This window comes from Collinsella sp. CLA-ER-H10 (genome assembly GCF_040092475.1).
Taxonomy (GTDB): Bacteria; Actinomycetota; Coriobacteriia; order Coriobacteriales; family Coriobacteriaceae; genus Collinsella.
The window spans coordinates 1-18,198 of record NZ_JBBNLM010000012.1 but is presented as its reverse complement, the minus strand read 5'-3'; the positions used below and the strand labels follow the sequence as shown (position 1 = coordinate 18,198).

16 protein-coding genes are annotated in these 18,198 nt (G+C 63.2%); 8 read left to right on the top strand and 8 right to left on the bottom strand.

Annotated elements, in window-relative coordinates; all coding sequences use genetic code 11:
- Positions 1–3: 3 nt before the first annotated feature.
- The 6 genes from AAAX36_RS06415 to bilR form a co-directional block, all read right to left on the bottom strand.
- Positions 4–1,092: a nickel-dependent hydrogenase large subunit gene (locus tag AAAX36_RS06415; protein ID WP_349074702.1), complete on the bottom strand. Its 1,089-nt coding sequence runs from the start codon at positions 1,090–1,092 to the stop codon at positions 4–6.
- Positions 1,093–1,097: 5 nt separating this feature from the next.
- Positions 1,098–1,808 (bottom strand): NADH-quinone oxidoreductase subunit C, encoded by a 711-nt coding sequence (locus tag AAAX36_RS06410; RefSeq protein ID WP_349074700.1) that lies wholly within the window; start codon positions 1,806–1,808, stop codon positions 1,098–1,100.
- Complete coding sequence (gene nuoB / locus AAAX36_RS06405) at positions 1,808–2,410, bottom strand: NADH-quinone oxidoreductase subunit NuoB (protein ID WP_349074698.1); 603 nt, start codon at positions 2,408–2,410, stop codon at positions 1,808–1,810. The genes AAAX36_RS06410 and nuoB overlap by 1 nt, the downstream gene beginning before the upstream one ends.
- A gap of 12 nt (positions 2,411–2,422) precedes the next feature.
- Positions 2,423–5,305 carry a proton-conducting transporter membrane subunit gene (locus AAAX36_RS06400; RefSeq protein WP_349074696.1) on the bottom strand — a complete coding sequence of 961 codons (2,883 nt, stop codon included), beginning with the start codon at positions 5,303–5,305 and terminating at the stop codon, positions 2,423–2,425.
- A gap of 181 nt (positions 5,306–5,486) precedes the next feature.
- Positions 5,487–5,882, bottom strand: a complete 396-nt coding sequence (locus tag AAAX36_RS06395; protein ID WP_349074694.1) for a transposase — start codon at positions 5,880–5,882, stop codon at positions 5,487–5,489.
- Positions 5,883–6,329: 447 nt separating this feature from the next.
- The gene (gene bilR, locus AAAX36_RS06390; RefSeq protein ID WP_349074692.1) at positions 6,330–8,360 is read right to left on the bottom strand and encodes a bilirubin reductase, long form; all 2,031 of its coding nucleotides are present in this window, start codon (positions 8,358–8,360) and stop codon (positions 6,330–6,332) included.
- Positions 8,361–9,135: 775 nt separating this feature from the next.
- Here bilR and AAAX36_RS06385 point away from each other — a divergent pair.
- Positions 9,136–10,428 carry a site-specific integrase gene (locus AAAX36_RS06385; RefSeq protein WP_227790515.1) on the top strand — a complete coding sequence of 431 codons (1,293 nt, stop codon included), beginning with the start codon at positions 9,136–9,138 and terminating at the stop codon, positions 10,426–10,428.
- Between the two features lies 1 nt (position 10,429).
- Here AAAX36_RS06385 and AAAX36_RS06380 read toward each other — a convergent pair whose 3' ends face one another.
- Entirely contained in the window at positions 10,430–11,860 is a 1,431-nt protein-coding gene (locus AAAX36_RS06380; protein ID WP_349074690.1) for a hypothetical protein, read from the bottom strand.
- Between the two features lie 116 nt (positions 11,861–11,976).
- On the opposite strand from AAAX36_RS06380, the gene AAAX36_RS06375 reads away from it, so the two are divergent.
- The 7 genes from AAAX36_RS06375 (at position 11,977) to AAAX36_RS06345 (ending at position 17,732) form a co-directional block, all read left to right on the top strand.
- Complete coding sequence (locus AAAX36_RS06375; RefSeq protein WP_138113704.1) at positions 11,977–12,183, top strand: hypothetical protein; 207 nt, start codon at positions 11,977–11,979, stop codon at positions 12,181–12,183.
- A 1-nt stretch (position 12,184) separates the two neighbouring features.
- Positions 12,185–12,817 carry a hypothetical protein gene (locus AAAX36_RS06370; RefSeq protein ID WP_227790517.1) on the top strand — a complete coding sequence of 211 codons (633 nt, stop codon included), beginning with the start codon at positions 12,185–12,187 and terminating at the stop codon, positions 12,815–12,817.
- Positions 12,818–12,901: 84 nt separating this feature from the next.
- The gene (locus tag AAAX36_RS06365; protein ID WP_349074686.1) at positions 12,902–13,366 is read left to right on the top strand and encodes a hypothetical protein; all 465 of its coding nucleotides are present in this window, start codon (positions 12,902–12,904) and stop codon (positions 13,364–13,366) included.
- Between the two features lie 57 nt (positions 13,367–13,423).
- Positions 13,424–13,882: a hypothetical protein gene (locus AAAX36_RS06360; protein WP_227790518.1), complete on the top strand. Its 459-nt coding sequence runs from the start codon at positions 13,424–13,426 to the stop codon at positions 13,880–13,882.
- An 82-nt stretch (positions 13,883–13,964) separates the two neighbouring features.
- On the top strand, positions 13,965–14,429 hold the full coding sequence (locus AAAX36_RS06355) for a hypothetical protein (RefSeq protein ID WP_138113696.1): 465 nt from the start codon (positions 13,965–13,967) through the stop codon (positions 14,427–14,429).
- A complete protein-coding gene (locus AAAX36_RS06350; protein ID WP_349074684.1) occupies positions 14,422–15,777 on the top strand; it encodes a hypothetical protein in 1,356 nt (451 codons plus the stop codon). The genes AAAX36_RS06355 and AAAX36_RS06350 overlap by 8 nt, the downstream gene beginning before the upstream one ends.
- On the top strand, positions 15,774–17,732 hold the full coding sequence (locus tag AAAX36_RS06345) for a type IV secretory system conjugative DNA transfer family protein (RefSeq protein ID WP_349074681.1): 1,959 nt from the start codon (positions 15,774–15,776) through the stop codon (positions 17,730–17,732). The genes AAAX36_RS06350 and AAAX36_RS06345 overlap by 4 nt, the downstream gene beginning before the upstream one ends.
- 101 nt (positions 17,733–17,833) lie before the next feature.
- Here the strand turns inward: AAAX36_RS06345 and AAAX36_RS06340 are convergent, their stop codons facing one another.
- Positions 17,834–18,067, bottom strand: coding sequence for a hypothetical protein (locus tag AAAX36_RS06340; RefSeq protein ID WP_349074679.1), 234 nt, complete (start codon positions 18,065–18,067; stop codon positions 17,834–17,836).
- Positions 18,068–18,198 lie beyond the last annotated feature (131 nt).

Genomic DNA, 18,198 nt, shown 5'->3' with positions numbered 1-18,198 from the left:
CGCCTACCTTTCCGTGCAGCTAATGCAGGGGTCGATGGTCAGGATAATCATGGGCACGTTGGCAAGGAGCACGCCCTGCAGCGCATGCGTCAGACCTGCCAGGTTCTGCGACGTCGGCGTGCGCACGCGAAAACGGTCCAGGTTCTTGGTGCCGTTGCCGCGCACATAGTAATACGCCTCGCCGCGCGGCTGCTCAATCACAACCTCGCCGCGCGCGCCGTCGGCCGGCGTGAGCTTGGTGCGCCCACCGATACCGTCGTGCGGGATCTTGCCCACAAGCTCCTTGATGATGTCCATGGCCTGCGTGACCTCGGCACAACGCACCTGGCAGCGGGCATAGCAGTCGCCATCGCTAGCAACGATAGGCTCAAACGCGGCCAGATCCGCATAGGCACCGTCGCCAAACATGCGCACGTCGTAGTCCACGCCCGAGGCGCGGCCGAACGGGCCGACCATCGAAAGCTCCAGCGCATCCTTCTTGCTGATCACGCCCACGCCATGCAGGCGCTCGCCGCAGCTATTGTCGTCCAAAAACGTATGCACCAGGGCCTCGTAGTCGGGACGCATGGCATCGAGCGTCTGGACAATACCCGCCAGCTCGGAGTCCTCGATGTCGTGCTTAAGGCCGCCGATCTCGTTGATCGAAAGGATCACGCGGCCGCCGCAGGTGCTCTCGAAGATCTTGAGAATCTGCTCGCGCAGGGTCCACGAACGATAGAACAGCGCCTCGAAGCCAAAGGCATCGGCGAGCAGGCCCAGCCACAGCAGGTGCGAGTGAATGCGCGAAAGCTCATGCAAAATGGTGCGGATATACTGCACGCGGCCGGGCACCTCGATGTCGAGCATGCGCTCGCAGGCGCTGGCATAGCCGCAGCTGTGGCCCACGGCGCAGATGCCGCAGATGCGCTCGGCGATGTAACCAAACTGGTGCATGTCACGCTTTTCGGTGAGCTTCTCGAGTCCGCGGTGCACAAAGCCGATCTGCGGAATTGCCTCGATGACGCGGTCGTCCTCGATCACCAGGTCCAGATGAAGCGGCTCGGGCAGCACCGGGTGTTGCGGGCCAAACGGAATAACGGAGCGATGTGCCATGGACCTTACGCCTCCTTTTTCTGCTTGTCGCGGGCGGCCTTGGCGGCAAGCGCCGCGCGGACCTTGGCCGCTTTCTCGGGATCCATGGCGGCGAGCTTTGCTTCCAGCTCGGCAGCCTTGAGCGCGGCCTTGGCGGCAGCCTCGTCATGCTGGGCATCGGAGCCGGCAGCCGCAGCAGGCTGAGCGGCGGCGCCTGCGGCATCGCCGGCGCTCGCAGCGCCCTCCCCTGCAGCAGCCGCGGCAGCCTTCTCGGCCGCGGCCTTGCGCGCCTTGGCCTCGGCGGCGGCGCGGACCTTCATGGCCTTCTCGCGCGCGGCTTTCACCTCGGGCGTGATGACGCTCATGGGCTCGGCAGTCGAGACCTGGTAGAAAAAGCCCTTAAAGTCAATCTGCATGTCGGTGATGGCAAGACCAAATAGGTCGTGGGCCTCATTTTCAAACGGGAATACCGCCGGATAATACGAGCTGATGGACGGAATCTCCTGGTACTGGTCGATACCCTCGACTACCAGGTTCTCGATCGCATAGCTACCGTCCTGCGCAATATGCTCCTGAGCAGCACGAACGTCGATAAACGTATAGACCAGCCGATACGTGCCGTCGTCGATGTTGCGCTCGGCGTGCATTTGCACAAAGCGCGCGCCGACGCCCTTGAGCGCCTGGACATGCGACAGGAGTTCGTCGATCCCGACGGTGGTATAGATTGCCTTTTGCATTACTCGGCCTCCTTTGCAGCGGCTGGCGTCCCGGCGGGTGCGTCGCCAGCGGCGGGTGCGGCGGGCGTCCCGGCAGGGGCGTCGCCGACCCCCGCAGCCACAAACCCGTCCTCGCCCAGCTCAACGCCACCGTCCCAGGTAGCAGCGCCGCCCACGGTAAGTGGGTCGCCGCCGGCGCGCATCACGGCCTCCTTCTGGTCCAGGATGCCGCATGCCTCCACGATGGCATCGATCACGGTCTCGGGGCGAATGGCGCACCCGGGCGCGTACACGTCCACGGGAATCGCGCGGTCCACGCCGCCGATCACGTTATACGCATCGCGGAACACGCCGCCCGAGCACGCGCAGATACCGCACGCCACCACGCACTTGGGCTCGAGCATCTGGTTGTAGATCTGACGCACGACGGGCAGGTTCTGGGCATTGACCGAACCCGTCACCAAAAAGATATCCGCATGCTTGGGGTTGCCGGTGTTGACCACGCCAAAGCGCTCCGCATCGAACAGTGGCGTGAGCGAGGCCAGCACCTCGATATCGCATCCGTTGCAGCTCGAGCCGTCGTAATGAATAACCCACGGCGAGCGCGACATTTTATGATCCATGGATGCCGCCTCCTAAATAAACACGTCAACGAGGATGGGCATAAGGTTGAGCAGGCCAAACACCAGCGCCACGCCCCAGCCGAGCTTAAAGCAGCTGCGCCAGGTGCTACGGGCGAAGGTGTTGTCGATCAGGACCTCGACAAAATACGTCGCGGCCATCACGACCAGGGCGACCAGCCAGCTCACGGGGTTGTCCCAAACAAAGAACATGCCCACCCACATCAAAAACAGCACGGTCTCGCACCAGTGCATAAGGGTCATCTTGGCCAGCGTGCCGCCGCTCATCTCGGTGGCGACGCCCTGGACGATCTCCTGATGCGCGTGATGCGAGTACGAAAGATCGAACGGCGACTTACGCAGCTTGATGGTAAGCACCGCGAGCAGCGCGAGGAAAATGGGCGCGCTGTACACGATGATGGGGGCCGACTGCCCCGTCACGGCGATGGAATCGAAGCTGTCGGTGGCAAGGTACAGGCCCACGCTCATCAGCAGAACGGCAGGCTCGTAGCTCATAACCTGCAGCAGCTCGCGGTCGGCGCCAACCTGGGCAAACGGGCTTTGTGTCGAGGCGGACGCTAGCACCACAAAGATCGCGGCAAGCGTCACCATAAAGGCGCACAGCAGCGTGTTGGAGCCCGACACAAAGATGCCGCCGCCCACGACGGTGAAGATGAGCGCGCACGCCATGTAGGTATCGTCCATGGTGTTTACGCTGGCGGGGGCCTTGCGCAGCAGCTTGGCAACGTCGTAGAATGGCTGCAGCAAGCGCGGGCCCACGCGGCCCTGCATGCGGGCCGAAAGCTTACGGTCAAGACCATCGATCAGGCCACCAACCAAAGGCGCCAGCAGGGCAAACGCCACGGTGCCAACAAAAATGCCCAAGACGCCCGAACCTTCAAAATACTTGCCGCGCAGCACCGAGGGCGCGCTCATGGCAAGTCTCTCGGGCCCAATCCACGCGCAACACAGCAGCGCAAACACGATAATGCTGCAGCACACGACGCTACCCGCGGGGCCAATACGCTTCTCGCCAAGGGCGTCCTCCGAGTACCAATTGCGCTTTTCGGCCTTCACCTCGCGTCCCATCGAGCCGCGGAAATGGCGGTAATTGTCGGTCCCCACACCCGAAAGGTACACGTTGACGTGCGGTTTGTTGCTCACGCGGAACGACGTCAGCAGCACCACGGCGATAAACGCCACGATAACCACCATCAGATACATGGCGTCCTTGCCGATAACGTACGGCACGCGGCCAAACACCATGGCCAAGTAAGGCGACACCAGACCGCTCGAGATAACCGGGAACGCCACACAGCACAAAATCAGCAGCGCGGCGATGGTGTTGAGCGCCATCCATTCGGTCTTATGGACATTGACCTCAACGTTTTGAGCCGTGGGGTCAACGCCCGAAAGCTTGGCGAGCCACTTACCCCAGAAGTAAAACGTCGCGGCCGAGCCAAAGGCAAGCACCATGATCATGAGCACGTTGCCGGTCTGCGCGAACGCCACCAGGGCGCCCCACTTGGACACGAGCATGCCAAACGGCGCCACAAACATGCCCATGATACCCAGCATCATCAGGCGTGTCAGGTGCGGCATGCGGCTGAACATACCGTCCATGTCCTCGATATTGCGGCTGCCGATATGATGCTCGGCCGTGCCCACGCACAGGAACAGCAGCGACTTTGCCACCGTATGGAACAGGATCAGGAAGATGGCGGCCCACACGGCCTCGGGCGCGCCGACGCCCAGGCAGGCGCTGATAAGGCCCAGGTTGGAGATGGTGGAGTACGCGAGCACGCGTTTGGCGTTGCTCTGCGAAATGGCCATGAGAGCGGCGAGCAAAAACGTGATGGCACCCACACTCGTGACCATAAAGCCGGTCACGGGATAGATGGCATAGAGCGGGCTCAACTTGACCATCAGGAACACGCCGGCTTTGACCATGGTTGACGAGTGCAGCAGGGCGCTCGTGGGAGTGGGGGCAACCATAGCACCGAGCAGCCAGGTATGGAACGGCATCTGCGCGGCCTTGGTAAGGGCGGCGAGCGACAGCAGAACGACCGGCATCACCAGCAGCGCGGATTGCGCGGTTCCGGCGCCGGAAAGCTCGAGCATACCCGAGATGGTCAGCGGCATGCCGTTAACGTGCAGGTACATGAGTCCGAGCAAAAACGCGATGCCGCCCAGCATGTTGAGGATAATCTGGGTGAAGGCGTTCTTGATGGCCTCGGGCGTGCGCGTGTAGCCAATCATGAGGAACGAGCACACGGTGGTGATTTCCCAGCCGCAGAACAGCCACTCAAGGTTGTCGCTCGTCACGATGACGAACATGGCCGAGAGGAACAGGAACATAAGCGCCAGGAACTGCGGGCGACGGTCGGGCGCGGTCTGCCCGCACAGCGCGGCCTCGTGCTCATCGTGCGCTTGGAAGTCCTTCATGTAGCCCAGGGCATACACGCAGATAAGGCTGCCGACAATGCCGACGGCGAGGACCATGATTACGCTCATGTAGTCTAGGTAGAGCGGCGTTGCGGTGACGGCTTCGGCCGCGGGCAGCGTCATGGTCGCAAAGGCAACCGAACCCACCAGCTGCACCACGCCGAGCACCGTGGTGAGCGCGTTCCTATATTTGTACGCGCTGTACAGGATGACGGCGCACAGGATGACATCGATGACGGAGCTGATGATCGAGAGCACATGCGAGGTGCCGGGGGCAACCTCAAAGCTCTGCGGACCCGTGCCAAAAAACATGACGGCGACTACAACTGTCGCCGCCATAATAATGCCGGAGCCTACAAGCCCTACCGTATCGCGAGCTCGGTCACCGCGCGCGAGCAGCATGCCCAGCGCCGGTACCAGCGGAAACAGGGTAAGGAAATACAGTAGCGTCATACCATCACTCCCCCATGCAAAAACGCTGCAATTGTTTAACGTTATAGCTCAATTGAGGAGTAGCGACGGCGGGTTTTCGGCCAACTGGGGAGTTTTAGACGTACGGGGCAAGGGCACGTCTGCTTTGGAGCAGAGGGGCGGCAAGAAAAATGCGCCCCCTGTGGGCGCACCATCTCGTTCGCTATTCCGCCTTTTTTACGCGCGGCTTGCGACCGCGCGGCTTATCGATAAGCGCGTCGGCACCGCCATCGCGATACTGGCGGCACCAAGCCTTGACCGAAGACTCGCTGGGAATCTTGTGCTTGATCATGGCCTCGCGAACCGTCAGGCCGTTTTCCAGACGGTCCTTAACCACGGCGAGCTTTACGTCGTACGAATAGGTGTGATGGCGAGCGCCCGCGTTGAGCACAGCGTCGGCACCGCCCACGGCATATGCACGGGCCCACTGACGAGCCGTGGCCTGGGGAATGCCGAGCTTTGCAGCGAGGGCGCGGTGACCGACCCCCTCTTGGAGGATCTCGACGGCACGCTGCCTAACCTCGGGCGTATGCGTGCGAGTCCTAGTTGCTTCCGACATACCTGCCACTTCTTAGCCTTAACCGTTAATCTGCTTTCTTACGTGCACGCTAGATAGTAGCATTTTGCTGTTTGCTCAAAGCAGTTAATTAAAATAGACGCGGCATTATCTGGGCATTTGACACCTATTTACGGCGTTTCTTTATCGATTATTTACGCTGGTAGCTAGCTCGCAGCTAATCGTCATTCGTTTGCCAACAAAATTGGCATCTCTTTATGTCCTTTGGTCTAGAGGGAATAATTATTAACCTCTCCCCCAATAATTTTGAGCGGCCTGCAGGGCAGTGACGCCTCACTTCTCATGATTACCGCGCATTGCCATCCACCCGAGCAAAACAAAAAGGACGGGACCTGCTGCGCTTGCAGACCCCGCCCCGGTTGACACCCGATGGGACGCAGTCGGGCGAGGCGAATCCGTGCTACCGCCCCGCCCCGCTGCGATGGTCAGCTACAGCTCGTTGGCCGCGTGATATGCCGTGCGAATGGCGCTCGCAATGTCGGCGGTGCGCTCGCCCGAGCAGTCGCCCACGCAGGTCACGGGCACCGTCACGCTATCCAGGTCAAACGCGTTGGCCTTGGAGCCCACGGCCATCACCACGTAATCGCAGGCGATCTTCACCGACTCCTCGGCGCCGTCCTCGGTGGTGCGAACAGCCTCCACGCCCTCGTCGGTAATGGCGGTCAGGCGGGTCTTCACGTGCTGCTCCACGTTGTGCTCGGCAAAGTCGCTCATGATCAGCGGCAGAATGGTCTCGGACTCGCCCGCGGCAATTTTGTCGAGCATCTCCACGATCGCCACCTCGCAGCCGTGCTGCAGCAGGTACTCGGCAGTCTCGGTGCCCACCAGGCCGCCGCCAATGACGGCGACGCGGCCCGTAAGCTCAACCTTGCCGGCCAGCACGTCCCAGCTCGAGACGACCTTGTCCGAATCGGCACCCGGAACGGGGATGACCACGTCGTGCGCGCCCACGGCCACAATCGCGGCGTCGGCGGCGTTGAGGTCCTCAGCGGTAGCGACGTGGTTGAGCTCAACCTTCACGCCCAGGCCAGGCAGAATCTTCTCGTAGTACTCGACCGAGCGCATGATCTCGTCCTTGCGCGGAGGCGCAGCCGCCAGCACAATCTGGCCACCCAGATGATCGCTCGCCTCGTAGACGGTCACATCGTAGCCGCGCTTGGCCGCCACGCGCGCGGCCTCCAGGCCGGCGATGCCGCCGCCCACCACGGCGATCTTCTTGTCGCCCTCGCCCGGCTTGATGGCAACGGTCGCCTCGTCGCCGTTCTCGGCATTGAGCACGCACGAGATGTACTTGCGGTTTTGAATCGCGTCGACGCAGCCCTTGTTGCAGTTGAGGCACTCGCGGATGGGCTCACCCGTGGCAGCCTTCAGCGCAATGTCGGGGTCGCACATGAGCGAGCGGCCATAGGCGATGATGTCGGCCGCGCCGTCTTCCAGGATCTTCTCGCCGGCCTCGACCGAGACCACGCGGCCGACGGTGGCCACCGGCACGGAGACCAGGGCCTTAACGCGCTCGGCCACCGGCAGCGTCCAGTTGTAGGGCATGGCGCCCATGGGCGGAATGGTATCGCCCATGTTGCCGGTGTGGTTGGCCTGCGCGACCTGGATCATGTCGATGCCGGCGCCCTCGAGCAGCTTGGCAAACTCGCAGGCCTCGTCGGGCTGCAGGCCGCCCTTGCCGCGCGGCGTGCCGTCGGGGTTCTCCATGATCACGGGGAGCTTGTACTCCACCATCAGCTGCGGCGCGGCCTCCTTAATGGCAGCGACGACCTCCAGCGCGTAGCGAACGCGGTTCTCGAACGAACCACCGTACTCGTCGGTGCGCTGGTTGAGGATGGCCGAGCACAGCGAACCCACCAGGCGGTCGCCGTGGACCTCGATAGCGTCGATCCCGGCCTGCTGTGCGCGAGCGGCCGAGGCAGCGATGGCCTCCTTGATCTGGGTGAGCTGCTCTACGCTCGCCTCGTTCACAAAGTGCTGCATGTCGTGATGCAGCTTGGCGTAGGCCTGGTTGCGGATCTCGTTGGACTCGGCCATCTTGGCGGCAAAGGTCTCCTCGTCGCCGGCGGCCTTGGCCTCCTGCGCGGCCTTGGCGGCGGCCATGGATCCCATGACCATGCGGCCGACACCGGGCACATCGTACTCGGGGTGGAACAGCTGCAGCGCGACCTTGGCGCCGTGCTTGTGGACGGCGTCGGCCAGCGCCTTAAACGTGGGGATCTGGGCGTCGGTTGCCAGCTTGGGCGTGGGGCTTGCGGTCATGACGGGAGCGACGTCGCCGATGACGATGTAGCTCACGCCGCCACGGGCCAAGCGCTCGTAAAAAGCCAGGCTGCGCTCGCCGATGGAACCGTCACGCTCCTCGTAGCCGGTGGTCAGCGGCGGAAACATAATGCGGTTCTTGAGCTCAAGGGGGCCAACCGTAATGGGCTGGAGCAGCTTGGATGCAGGTGCGGTCATGAACATTCCTCTCTTGTAGGCGCGGCGGCGATGATGCCGCGTAGTTGTCTAGAGAATATGGCATGGGAATACAACAGCGCAACGGAAATCGGCGGACAGCAGGTAGCGGCAGGTGGATGGGGATGGGCGGGGCGGCCCGTCGGTTTATCTCAATCTGTAACAGTTACGCGGCAAAACCGGGTCTTACTGTTACAGATCGAGACAAACCAAACCCGCCTGCTAGAAAATCTCAATCTATAACAACAACTCGGCAAAATCCGTCCCTCGTGTTACAGATTTAGACAAACACGACCCAACCCACCGGTATATCTCGGTCTGTAACACCTAGCCGCCCAAATCGGGTCTAGATGTTACAGATCGAGATTTTGTTTGAGAGGCCGAGAATTGGACCGAAAACACGGTCCCGAAATAACAAAAAAGCTCGCCGGCTAGGCCGACGAGCTGCAAGTTCTTGGTCGCGGGGGCAGGATTTGAACCTACGACCTCCGGGTTATGAGCCCGTAGTTTCTAAACTTGTTGACACTCTTTGAGACTGTTTGACACCGCTATATAGGCAGGTAGATATACATTTCTTTCAAAAACACCAAATAGCGGTTCTGTTCGATTTCGACCAAAATTCGACCACTGAAATCTTGACTTTCGCCACTGCGTGGCATACGCTCGGAGCAGCGCACCCGAAGCGCCCGCTTCACGGGCCGCACGGGCGTGCTGCTCCGAGCGTATGCCACGCAGCCATGGAGTCACATTCGTATTCATTTGACCAAAGGATCGGCGCATGAGCAGGCCTCTTGTCGTTGGTAAGGGAAGCGCCCTTAAAAGCAAGACGCAGAAAAACGTGTACTATATCAGGCACAACATGGGCAAAGACCCCATTACCGGCAAATATAGGTACTCACCTCGCCGAAAGGTCTACGCAAAGAACAAGTCGGAATTGAGAGCCGAGCTCGAAGCATATAAGGCTGAGCTCAATAGCGGACTCACCATCAAAGACCCCGATAAGACCGTTTATCAGTACACCAAAGAGTTCCACAAAGATCGCGTGGACGCCGAGACCATCAGCCCGCTTGCCCTTGACCGCGAAGAGCTTGAAGTTAAGGAAATACAGGAGCTTTTCGGCAATTATCCCGTAAAAGACCTGAGGCCCCACATAATAAACGCCGGCTATGCTGAAGCCCGCAAAAGTGGAAGATTCTCCGAATCTGAGCTGCATAAAATCAGTGTAAAACTGAATCAGATTATGAAGGCCGCCATGCTTGACGACCTGATTGTCAAGAACCCCTGCGCCGGCACCGTCATCCCGCGGCCCAAAGGAAAAGAGAGGCAGGCTCTTTCCCTCGATGAAGCCCGGAGGCTTCTCTCCCTCCTCCTTTCACAGGAGATGGACTCTCACAGAATAGGCACCCTCTTGTTGCTCGATACCGGCATGCGCCGCGGAGAGATGCTCGGACTCAGATGGGGCGACGTCCATTTTGGCGACGGCTATGTCCGCATCGACGGACAGTATGCCGCCGACAAGCTGGTCAGAGACCCAAAGAGCTCAACGGGGAAAAGGTCCGTCTCTTTGAGCCCGCTTGCACTCGAGAGGCTCGCCGCCTGGCGCGAGCTTCAGCGCACGCTTCTCGCCGAAGTCGACCTCGAACAGGCTTCCAGCACCCCGATTGTGCACACATTAGTCGATCCCCAAAGAAACACGAGGGCAAAAACTAAAGATGACGAAAAAGGAAAGAGGGGGCCAATCGCCATCGCGCACATGGACCCAAACTGCTTTTCGCGATGGTTCCGCGAATGGTGCTCGGACTATGGCTTTGGGCAGTTCAGAGAAATCACGCACTACATCGAGCGAGACGGAAAGATGTACGCTCGAGGTACAAAGTACTCCGGCCTGACCCCGCATATGCTCAGGCACACGCAGGCGACGTTGCTGATCGGAGAGAACGTCGACATCAAAACCGTCAGCAGCCGCCTCGGGCACAGCACCGTCAAGCTCACGCTAGACACCTATGCACACGCAATTGCCGCCAAGGACCAGGCAGCCGCCAACACGATCGGCAACTTGCTTTCAAATTAAATCAGCTCTTCGCTTTCGATGCGCTTCGCCTCGCGTTCGCCCTCTTCCTACTGTTCCTGGCGTTCTTCGCTCTCGTGCATTCCTCTGAACAGCATCGCGATTTGCCGTTTGCGGTGTCGGCGAACGGCCGGCCGCAGTGCTCGCATATTTTGACGACATCAACCGAATAACTCTTTGCAAGCGCGACCCAAAGGCGCGTAGCAGCATCGGGAACGCAAAGGTCGAAAGAAGAGCCGCGGCCATAATCGATGACGCCATTAGCCATCTGCGTCGGAGTCTGCCGCTTGGGCTCGAGGATTCTCCTCCACCCATAACCCGCGCAGCGCGAGAACCACTCCGTCATGTCCTGCACCAGATGCGAGGCAAGGGATTCCTCGGTCTTGAGAACGCGCTCGGAAGACTCGTCGAGCCCCCTGAGAGTATCACCAGGCACCCTTGCAACAAAAGACGGACCTGGAAAGTCAGCTTCTCCAACTGTCTCCATAAAGGACAATGTATCGTTCTTGCACCACCTGACAAACGAACGCTCGACCATGGCAGTCCCGGGCTCAATCCTTTCATTGATCACCGCCCACTTGCCACCGCGCTCAAGCCCGCCCACGAAGCTATCCCTAAACTCATGATCGCTAGGGATTTGCAGGTTGGTGAGAACCACGTACGCGGTTTTATTTGCCTCAACGTTGCCGAAGCAATACACGCGCCAATAGGGATCCAAAACCCCCAGCGAAGACGGCGAACCCATCTCGACCGATGAAGCCAGGGAAGAGATCTTCATTGCCCCGGCGACCGAAAGCCAGGCGTCAAGCGGTTCGTCGATTTCATAGGGGCCGACTCTCCCCACAAAGCCAAACAAAGGACCGGTTACGCGCGCCGCGGCAGCGAACCTCTCCCGAGGGTCGACGCCGGAGGCCTTGTCACCGGGATGCGGCGCGTCGTCGACGCAACACGCCGGTGCCGGCACTTCTGACAGAGCGAGCAGCATCGCATCAACGCTTCCGTAATCTTCCAATTTACAAGACGGCAGAACGCCTTCCAGAAGACCGTCAAGGGCCACGGAGCGAATCAGGCCGAAAGCAAGGTCCTTGTCCGCCCCCGGTGCGTCTGTTTCAACGCTTGACGGCCTGTTCGGCATACCGATTGATTCTTCGCGATAAGTGAAGTTCATGTGGTCGCCTGCACTCTCGCCCGCTACGTCCGGAACGAGACGACCGTTCTCGTGAAATTCAAGCCCGTCCTTCGTCTTATAGCCGACCTGAACCTGACCGGTCGCGGGATCAAGCGGCATGATCGGCCAATATCGACGTTCATCTTCAGGCGGCAAAGACGGCTCCCCCTCCTCCACAACATCGATAACCTTTGAGTCCGATTCACCGCCCTTGGCATCGGTCAACAGCAATTCAATCTTATTTATCAATTTATCGATAAGCATCATCGCAGGTAAACCCCCGTAATAGGTGATGTAATACCTCGATTTATGCCCGCCGACGGCATTGTGTAGTCACGGAGCAGCTCCCGCCCCGTAACACATACACCGAAGGAGGCATACACATGGACGACAACGACACGCCTGGCATCCAGACGGGCCCGCTTCTCACTCGCGACGAGGTCGCTGACAAGCTTCACCTCACCGCCGACACCGCCGGCCAGCTGATTGCCCGCACCGGCAAGGGCATCTACCTCTGTCGCCGCACGTACATCTATGAGCGCGATCTCGACGTCTACCTCAGCGCTCTGCGCGGCAAAGGCGGCGAATAGGATGATTGACTACGACGGCCTGCCCGCCTCGAAGGAGTACTACGGCGCCATCGGCACCGTCATCACGCCCGAGGCGTGGCGGGCGTTGCGCGGGCCCGGCAACCGCGCTCATCGCGTTCCCGAGCACACTCCCAGGCTCATCGCCGAGCGCGCCTCGGCCATCTTCGCGGCAAAGACCGGAAACGCTAAAGAGAAGGAGGCTGCTCGCCTCTCTATCGGCGCATGGATCTGGTACGCGCACGACGATGCCGACGAAGCGGCAGCGGTGGCTACGGCGGCCGCCATGGCCTCCCACGAGCGCGCTGTATTCATCTCGGCATGTGAGCTTGCAACGGCATGGAACGGCGGCGAACTTTACGGCCCCAACTCGAAGGCCCACACCGTCGATCGCTATCGCGATCTGCCCGTGCTCGTCATCGCGGATCTTGGCGCGAGCGGTATGCGCGAGGAGGCACTCGCGCTGATCGAGTTGCTCGGAGATCGTCGGCGCCACAAGCGCTCGACATTGTTCGCGTCGACCTTTACCGGCAAGAGCATCGCCAGGGCGCTGGAGGCGGCCGGATCGAACTCCGATCAGGTGCGCAAGCTCATCGAACTGATTAGCGCCGGAGTGCGCGAGGGGAGGAGGTCGTGACCGGCGCGAGGGCGAGGGCTCCGCCTTTCAGCGGCATTCGCCATTGGCAACTTTTCTATACATCCCAACATCTAGGAGGTACTTATGCGGCATCAGACTGTCGTAGTCCAGACGGACAGCGGTCCGGCCCTCGTCTTCGACATCGCTAAGAAGCGCTATGTCTACCATGGCGGCCAGGACACCCCCGTCCTCAACCTCGAGCACACCGAAAACGCCCAGAGCGCCTGGATCCTGCAGTTCAAGCACGCGATTGCGAACGTTCCCCGCACCCTCATGGCGTTTAGCCCCACCGACGAGGCCCCCGACGCGGTGGATTGTCTCGCTGCCATCGACGAGTGCTATGGCATCCCCGACCACGAGCTCGTCAAGATCGCAGCTCGCGCCTATGTCGTCAACGGCACTGGCGCGATGCACGACGCGTTCGTCAAACGCTTCGCAGCTCGACTCGAGAATATTACTCAGGAACTCGGTGTCTTCGGCGCAGTCCCCATTGAACTCGCCGATCGCGCCCCTTGGCCTATCTTCACCGTCGAAGACATCGACGACTAGCCCATCGTACGCCGCCGCCCGAGCGGGCGGCGGCCATCTCACATCGAAAGGAAAACCATGCCCAAGAAAAGTGTCGATAAGAACCACAAGCCCCTCACCCTCAACGGCCACTCCTTCCGCATCCCCTCGGACGCCGAATGCCTGCTCGACGGCTGGAGCACCTTCGGCGTCCAGCCCATCGTTATCGAGCCCGCAGAGAAGATCGAGGGCATCCCCGGCGCCTTCGTCATCGCGTCCCACTCCTCCGTCCCCAATATCCCTTACGTCGCGCCCGCCATCGTCGCGGAAATCGCCAGGCGCTGGTCCGGCATCGACCCCCGCGAGCTCGCCAGGGTCATCGTCGGGGTCGCCCGCAGCGGCGATCGCTCTTACACCCCGGACAGCGTCCTCCGCGGTATCGACTGCATCCTGGACCTCGATACGTTGGGAGTCGTGAACAAGCTTGTCGCCTATCCTCCCCTCCCGGCAGACCAGGCGCCCGAGGGCTATCCCAACGTCCTTCTCGAAGACGAGTAGGCCTCAAGCGGGGCGGATCGACAACGGTCGGTCCGCCCCTGCTTTCGGGCCGACGATCACCGCGCATCGAAGAGAGGATCGAATGACAGCAGCAACAAAGAACGTCAGCGTGAAGCTCGACTCAAAGCTCTACACCGCCCTCAAGACGCGGGCAGAGCTCAACGGTTCCAACGTCAGCGACGAGATCCGCTCGCTCCTGCGCTCGGCGCTCGCCACGGAGGGGCTCGACCTCTACGGCAACGAGGTCGCAGATTTCATCCGCGGCGTCGTCGACGCGCGGATGGACGTCGCCGCACTCGACATCGAGCGCAAGCTCGACGCCGCCGAGGACCGCATCGCCGCGGTCCTCTCGCGGCCCATGACCGCCGCCATCATGGCCGGCCTCATGTCGGCCGACGTCCTCAAGGCCTCCTACGCCTCGCTCGACGAGGTCCCCGTCGCGGACATCTGGAAGAACTACCTCGCGCAGGCCGGCGAGCTCAGCCGCGCCGGGCTCGGCCGAATCGACGAGGTGAAGCTCCACGCGCGCGAGCGCGCCGATGGCTAGCCCGCCCGTCATCGTCAACCACTCCGTCGTCCGCGCGGGGGCGTCAGCGAGGGCGTCCGCCGCGGGCCTGGCGGCATACGCCGGCACCCGCCGCGGCGTCGTCATCGAGATCAGCGAGGCGGACGGCAGGAGGCTCGGCGTGGACGGCCTGGCCGCCTACGCCGCGAACAGGACCGGCTCGACCGGCGGCCTCTGGGGCGCGGACGGCCCGGTCCCCGTGGCGGAGGCCAGGCGCGCCATCGCCCAAAACGGCGGCGCAGTGCTCACCACCGTCGTCACGGTCCCGAACGACATCGCCCCAGGCGCCGGCCTCGATCGCCTGGACGCCTGGCAGGCGCTGGTGCGGTCCGAGTGGCCGAGGCTCTTCTCCGAGATGACCGGCGTGCCCGAGAGCCGCGTGGAGTTCTACGCGGCGATGCACATCAACGGCACGAGCCACCACGTCCACATCCTCACGATCGACCGCGAGGGCGACTGGGACTCCCTGCTGCCAAAGGGGAAGATGGAGGCGGCCAGACTCGAGATCTCCTCGAAGGCCATGGCACCGCTGCTGCGGGAAGCGTACATCGAGCGCGACCTCGCGAGGAAGGCGGCCCTGGAAGCAGTTGCGCGAATCGACCGCGGAAAGCTCGACATCGGCCTGCCGCCGAACGGAAGGATCGAGGCCGCCCACCTCAGGCGTTTCCACCCGGAGGCCTCCGCCGCGTTGAGGGAGGCCCTCGGCCGGGCGGCGTCCGACTCCCCCGCACTCGCCGGCGCACTGGAGCGCCACAGGAAAGCGGTCGAGAGGTGCGCCGGCCTCAAGTGCCTGACCGGTGAGGCGCGGGATGTCTACGTCCGCAAGGCAGCCGCCGACCTCGGCCTCCGGTGCGAGAACGCGGCGCTGCGGGTCATAGTCCCAGACAGAACGCCGGCTCGCGAGGAGGTGCCGACACGACGCGCCGCGCCCCAAACCGGCCCCGCGACGGAGAGGCGGCGGGAAGCCGGACTCACCACCGAGGCCCGGGCCTGCATCCCGAAGACGCGCCTCGAAAAGCTCGCGCGAAAGGCCGCGCGCGGCCGGACCCTCGAGCCGGCAGACCTCAGGGGGTGTCCCACGGCAGACCGGGCCTTCAGGCATGCGCCGTCGCCCGGTCCGGCCCTCGGGCGCGCCGCCGCGATGGCGACCCTGGTCGCCAGGGAAGCCACACGGGACGCCAGAGGACGCGACATGGGGGACGAGGCCGGCGAGAGGGCGCTGCGGCTCATCGCCGCGACCCTGAGGATCCTCGCCTCCGGCGGCACCGGGCCGTCGAGCGTCCCCGCGCTGAAGATAGCGAACAGGATAGAGAGGACGATCACGAGATGAAACCGAAATCCTTCAACCGCGACATGAAAAGGGAGCTCGCCGGCACGCTCGCGGCCCACGGCGTCGCCGCCGTCATAGCCTGCGCCGCGGCCGCCGGTGCCTGGGACTACGCCAGGTGGTGGACTCTATCCCTCATCTCGGGCCTCTCCGTCCTGCTGCGGCTGCCCACGGCCGACCCGGGCCCCGAGCCCACCTACGTCTTCCGCGGCCCCCTCGAGGCGGCCGCCGACGCGGCGGCGTCGGGCCAGGCGGGCGAGCTGCTCGCGGCGCTCGCCCTCGTCGCGGCCTCCGTCCTCGCGCTCGGATTCGTTTCTTGGGGCCGTTCATGGGCGAGGCTCCACGACGGGACGTTCGCCGGCGACCGCGCGCCCACGCGCACGCACGGGGACGCCTGGCTCGAGTCGAGGCCCTCCAGGGTCGCGAGGCGCTGCCCTCCTTGGGACGGGAAGGCCGCCGCGGAGGGGCTCGTGGCGGCCGGCTGCATCGGCGGCGGGATCGCGATGGTCCCCGCCGTCCACTGCCTCATAAGGGCGGGCAGTGGAGCCGGCAAAAGCAGACGCGCGCTGGCGCCATCAATTGCGGCGGCGATCGACCGCAACGCCCACGGGATCCCGACGTCCGTCATCGTCCACGACCCGAAGTCCGAGATCCGCGCATGGACCGAGCCGCTCGCCAGGAGGGCCGGGATGGAGGTCGTCGCCATCCGGCTCGACGAGCCCGTCAAGTCGGCGAGGTTCAACCCCCTCGACCGCGCCATCGCGGCACTCGGGACCGAGGGCACCGCCGGCGCCGTGGCCGAGCTCCGCGAGCTGTCGTCCGCCATCGTGCCCGACGCCTTCTCCTCAGGCCAGAGGTTCTTCACGGACGCCAGCCGCAACCTGCTGACCGGCCTCTGCCTGCTCGCGATAACGGACGAGCGGATCCCCGACGGCGCGCGGAACCTCTCGACCGTGCTCGCGCTCCTGGAACCCCGCGACGGGAAGAGCGCCGTGAAGTCGCTGGAGGAGCTCGCCGCGGACCTGCCGGCGGGAAACCCGGCGCGCCAGTTCCTCCTCGTCGCCTCGTCGAACGGCGGCGGAGGGGAGGCCCTCGTCTCCACCGCGCGCAACTACCTCATGTCCTTCTGCGACGACGACGTCAGCCGAATGCTCTGGGACGGCGAGGTCGACCTCGCATCGGTCGGGCGCAAGCCCACCATCCTCTACATCGCCAGCGCGACGGACCGAGGGGACCGCGGCGCGCTCGTCTCGTGCATCTTCTCCCAGGCGCTGTCGGCGCTGCGCGAGACCGCGCGCCTGTCGGGCGGCAGGCTGCCGGCCGAGACCCTGCTCGCCATCGACGAGGGGTCCGGGATCCCCAAGATCCCCCGCCTCCTCGGCGACCTCGCCGAGGTCCGGAGCATCGGACTGCACGTCGTCTTCGTGCTCCAGAACACCCATCTGCTCGAGGCGCGGTGCGGCTACTCCAGGGCCGAGTCGGACGCGCTGCTGGCGCTGCTCGGCACCCAGGTCGTCCTCTCGGTTGAGTCCGTCGGCGAGGCGGAGGAGATCAGCAAGCGCCTCGGCGACTACAGCGTGAGGACGACCGGGGAGAGCTCCACCAAGGGGACGCAGAGCTCCTCGTCCGGCAAGTCGTTCTCCGTGGCGCGCCGCCCGCTGATCACCCCGTCGGAGCTCATGGCCTGGAGCGCGCGCGAGAATGGCGCGCTCGTGATCGACGCGGGGGGACCGATGGCGCTCGCCAGCCGCGACATCACCGAGACGTTCCTGGGGCCGCTGCTGGGCCTGACGTCGCCGGAGGCCGAGGGCGCGCTGCTCGCGCGGGCGCTCGAGGGGGAGACCCGCAACACCTCCCCGGCACCGGTATGGCGCATCCCGGAGAAGCCGAAAAAGCCCAAGGGGTCGCCGCCCGGCGGCAGGAAGCGCAAGGTGTCCGCCGCGCCCGACGGGTTCTGATGCGTCATACGGCCCTGCCTGCAAAAACTGCCCGCCGTCATACGGCACGCGAGGCGCGTATGACGGCGGGCCGTGACCGCCTTCCGGGTTAACCGGCCACGCTACCAGCGGCAACGAACTCGGCACGCCGAGTTGCGCCGTAAAATCCCGGGCGCCCGTAGTGCGCCCTTATCCTGCTCATGATGGCGCACCTCGACCCAAAGGCCCTCCAACACATCGTCGAACCCGAAATCGAGCTCCGCCTGGACGCTCTCGCCGAACGCATCGCCCCGGGCGAGCTCCGGCACCTTCGTCACACGGCCGTCCAGCCACTCAATCTCTGTCATCGCGCGCATGGTGCAAGCCCCTTCCGACACGGGATTGTCAGCTCAACCCAACCCTTACCCATACGGACGAACATAACTCACCAGGGGAAGCCCCTGAAGGCCGTGCGCCACAACATGAGGCCGAATCCGCCCCCGGCTGG